The following is a 3772-nucleotide window of genomic DNA, read 5'->3' as shown; positions in this document are numbered from 1 at the left end:
CCGGAGGCTCTCGACGGCGACCCGGAACGCGACCACGCCGCCGGCGATCAGCACGATCGCCGCGACCAGCGCGATGACCACGCACTTCCTGGCTCGGCTCCACGCCACGCTCAGGCTCCCTGTGCGCGAGCGATCATCCGCGGTGGAGCATTGCCGAGATCGCCCGCCGGCACAAGCGTCGAGTTCGGTGGCGCGGGTTGCGGGAGCGGCGGCGCGGACATAGAATCGGAGCCGCTCTGATCCTCCAGGACATCCGCGACGAACGCGCGTGGCTCCGGGGAGGCATCTCCCCGGCGAACTGGCTCGTGCCGCTCCCGGACGAGGCGGCGGCCGAGCTCACGGCGGCGGTCGGCGCGCTCAGGTGCGATCCGCTCCCGCTCCTGCTCCTCGCGCCCACGCACTTCGCGCTGCCGGCCTGCCGCGAGGTGATGGCGAGGGTCGGCGAGAAGCTCCGCCACGGCGTCGGCCTGGCGGTGGTCGATCGCGTCCCGGTCGAGCGCTTCTCCGAGGACGAGAACCGCGCGGTGTACTGGCTGCTGGGCTCGCTCCTCGGTCAACCGGTCGCGCAGAAGTGGGATGGCACGATGGTCTACGACGTCCGCGACACCGGCAAGACGCTCGAGTACGGCGTGCGCCGCTCGGTCACCAACCTCGAGCTCCAGTTCCACACGGACGCGCCCTGGCTCTCACTGCCGCCGGAGCTGGTCGGGCTCCTGTGCCTGCACCCGGCGCGCGAGGGCGGGGTGAGTCGCTTCGTGAGCCTCGTGAGCGTGCACAACGAGCTCCGGCGCCGGCATCCGGACCTCCTGCCGCGCCTCTACCGCCCGTTCCCCTGGGACCGACAGGCCGAGCACGCGCCCGACGACGCGAAGGTCTCGCGGCAGTCCGTGTTCGAGTACGACGGGCGCGAGCTGCGGGCGCGCTGGAACGACGTGCTCATCCTGAACGGCGAGGCGCTGGCGGGCACGCCGCTCGATCCAGAGGGACGGGAGGCGGTGGCGGCGATGCGCGCCATCGCCGACGCGCCGGAGCTCTCGATCGAGTTCACCATCGAGCAGGGACAGATCCAGTACCTGAACAACCGTCACTTCGCCCACAGCCGCACCGCGTTCAAGGACGCCGCGGAGTCTCACGCGAAGCGCCACCTCGTGCGGCTCTGGAACCGCGACGAGGGGCGCCCGACCTTTCACGGGTAGCCGCGCGCCGGTCAGGGCCGGGCGTCGCGGATCGCCCGCCAGACGCGCTCGGGCGTCGCCGGCATCTCGAGGTGCTCCACGCCCAGCTCGGCCAGCGCGTCCACGATCGCGTTGACCACGGCGCCGAGCGACGGCGTCGTGCCGCCTTCGCCCCCGCCCCGGAGGCCGAGCGGGTTCGACGTCGAGGGCACCTCGCTGATCTCCGTCGTGAAGCTCGGGAGGGCGTCGGCGCGGGGCAGGGCGTAGTCCATGAGGGTCGCCGCCTGCATCTGGCCGGTCGCGGCATCGTACGCGCACTGCTCCCACAGCGCCTGGCCGACGCCCGCCGCGATGCCGCCGTGGGTCTGGCCGTGGAGGATCATCGGGTTGACCGCGCGGCCGCAGTCGTCCACCGAGGTGTAGCGCACGACCTCCACCACGCCGGTCTCGGGATCGACCTCCACCTCGCACACCGCGCAGCCGTAGGGAAAGGACGGCACGCTCACGGTCTCGTCGCTCACGCCCGCGAGCGGCCCGCGAAGGTCCTCGGGCGCGTCGCGCCGGAGCGCCGCCGCGGCCGCCTCGAACAGGTCCACCGAGCGGTCGGTCCCCTTCACCGCGAAGCGCCGCTTCGAGAACTCGATGTCGGGCTCCGCCGCCTCGAGCAGCCACGCCGCGAGGCGCCGGCCCTTCTCGACGACCTGGTCCGACGCCTTCGCCATCACCACGGCGCCGAGACGCATCGAGCGGCCGGAGTGCGAGCCGCCGCCGACCGACGCGACGTCGGTGTCGCCGGTGATCAGCCGGACCTGCTCGATCCCGACGTCGAACCACTCGACGACGAGCTGGGCGAAGCTCGTCTCGTGGCCCTGGCCGGCGGAGAGCGTGCCGAGCACCACGTCGATCCGTCCCTCGGGGCGCACGGTGATCTCGGCGCGCTCGCGCGGCGCGCCGGTGTTGAGCTCGAGGTAGTTGGCGAGGCCGATGCCACGGTAACGGCCGCGCCGGCGCGCCTCGGCGCGGCGCTTCTCGAACCCCGCCCAGTCGGCGAGGGCGACGGCGCGGTCCTGGACCGCCGGGTAGTCGCCGCTGTCCTGGAGCAGGCCGAGCGCGTTGCGGTACGGCATCGCGCTCGACGGCACGAGGTTCCGCCGCCGCAGCTCGACGCGGTCGAACCCGTGCCGGCGCGCGGCGAGGTCGATCAGCCGCTCGATGACGTACATCACCTCGGGGCGCCCGGCGCTGCGGTAGGGATACGTGGGCGACGTGTGGCTCAGCACGGCGCGGGCGCGGATCGACGCGGCGGGAATGTGGTAGAGGCTCGGCAGCACCGACACGCCCTTGCCGAGCGGGATGAACGACACCGCGTGCGCGCCGACGTTGCTCGTGTTGACGCCGCGGAGCGCGAGGAAGGTGCCGTCGGCGTCGAGCGCCAGCTCCACGTCCGACTGGAGGTCGCGGGCGTGGTAGTCGGTGAGCAGCGCCTCGCGCCGCTCGCACGTCCACTTGACGGGCCGGCCGAGGCGCTTCGCCGCCCAGGCCACCAGCGCGAACTCGGGATAGAAGGCGTTGCGCGTGCCGTAGTTGCCGCCGACCTCGCGCGCCACCACGCGCGCGGCGGCGCCGGGAACGCCGAGCGTGGCCGCGAGGTCGTGCTTGATGCGCTGCGAGCTGCCCGAGCCGGCGTAGAGCGTGTAGCGCCCGCTCGCCGCGTCGTACACGCCGAGCGCCCCGCGCGGGTCCATCGGCACGCCGGTGACGCGGTTGATCCGCGTCTGGAGACGAACGACGTGCGCGGCGCGCCGGAATGCCGCGTCGGCCGCGGCGGCGTCGCCGGAGTCCGAGTCCACGCACACGTTCGACTTCGCCTCGTCCCAGACGAGCGGCGCGTGCTCGGCGACCGCGTCGGCGGTGGCGGTCACCGCGGGCAGCGGCTCGTAGTCGACGGCGACGTGCTCGGCGCCGTCCCGCGCGGCGGCGGCCGTCTCGGCGATCACCATCGCCACGGCCTCGCCGACGAGGCGCACACGATCGGCGGGCAGGGGCGGGTGTGGCGCGAGGAAGTGCGCGGAGCCGTCGCGGTTCCGGAGCTGGATCTCGTGGGGGTTCCGGGGGACCGCCTGGTGCGGGATCGGTCGGAGGCCGGCGGCCGCGGCGTCGTCACCCGTGAGGACGGCGATCACGCCCGGCACCTTCACCGCGCGGGCGGCGTCGATGCGGCGGATCCGCGCGTGGGCGTGCGGCGAGCGGACGAACGACGCGTAGGCCTGGCCGGCCAGCTTGAAGTCGTCGCTATAGCAGCCTTGGCCGGTGAGCAGGCGCGCGTCCTCTTTGCGCCGAACGGGCTTGCCGAAGCCCTCGCGTGCGGACCGGGTGCGGGACAGGAGGAACGACATCGTGCCCTCGGACGGGCATTCTACGGCCGATCGTCGAGAAGAAAAGCGCCAGAGAAGGCCTGTAAGCCGGGTCCTGTCGGAGCCGTTGCCGGCTCCCGACGGTCATTTCTCTAGGACGCCGGTTACCCGGCGTCTCCAGCGGCCTAACCCGGGAGCGGCGCGGGCCACGCCATCGCTCCCCTATTTGGCCTTGCTCCGGGT

At 73.2% G+C, this 3772-nt stretch carries 2 protein-coding genes and 1 other RNA gene; 1 reads left to right on the top strand and 2 read right to left on the bottom strand.

Annotated elements, in window-relative coordinates; all coding sequences use genetic code 11:
- Nucleotides 1–305: 305 nt before the first annotated feature.
- Nucleotides 306–1196, top strand: coding sequence for a TauD/TfdA family dioxygenase (locus VKG64_10940; protein HKB25558.1), 891 nt, complete (start codon nt 306–308; stop codon nt 1194–1196).
- 11 nt (nt 1197–1207) lie between these two features.
- Here the strand turns inward: VKG64_10940 and VKG64_10935 are convergent, their stop codons facing one another.
- Nucleotides 1208–3571: a xanthine dehydrogenase family protein molybdopterin-binding subunit gene (locus VKG64_10935; GenBank protein ID HKB25557.1), complete on the bottom strand. Its 2364-nt coding sequence runs from the start codon at nt 3569–3571 to the stop codon at nt 1208–1210.
- A 46-nt stretch (nt 3572–3617) separates the two neighbouring features.
- Nucleotides 3618–3772, bottom strand: an RNA gene (gene rnpB / locus VKG64_10930) — RNase P RNA component class A; the annotation flags it as partial.

It is taken from the genome of Candidatus Methylomirabilota bacterium (assembly GCA_035260325.1).
Classification (GTDB): domain Bacteria; phylum Methylomirabilota; class Methylomirabilia; order Rokubacteriales; family CSP1-6; genus AR19.
The sequence above is the reverse complement of the archived record's forward strand: the minus strand, read 5'-3'. Positions and strand labels throughout refer to the sequence as shown.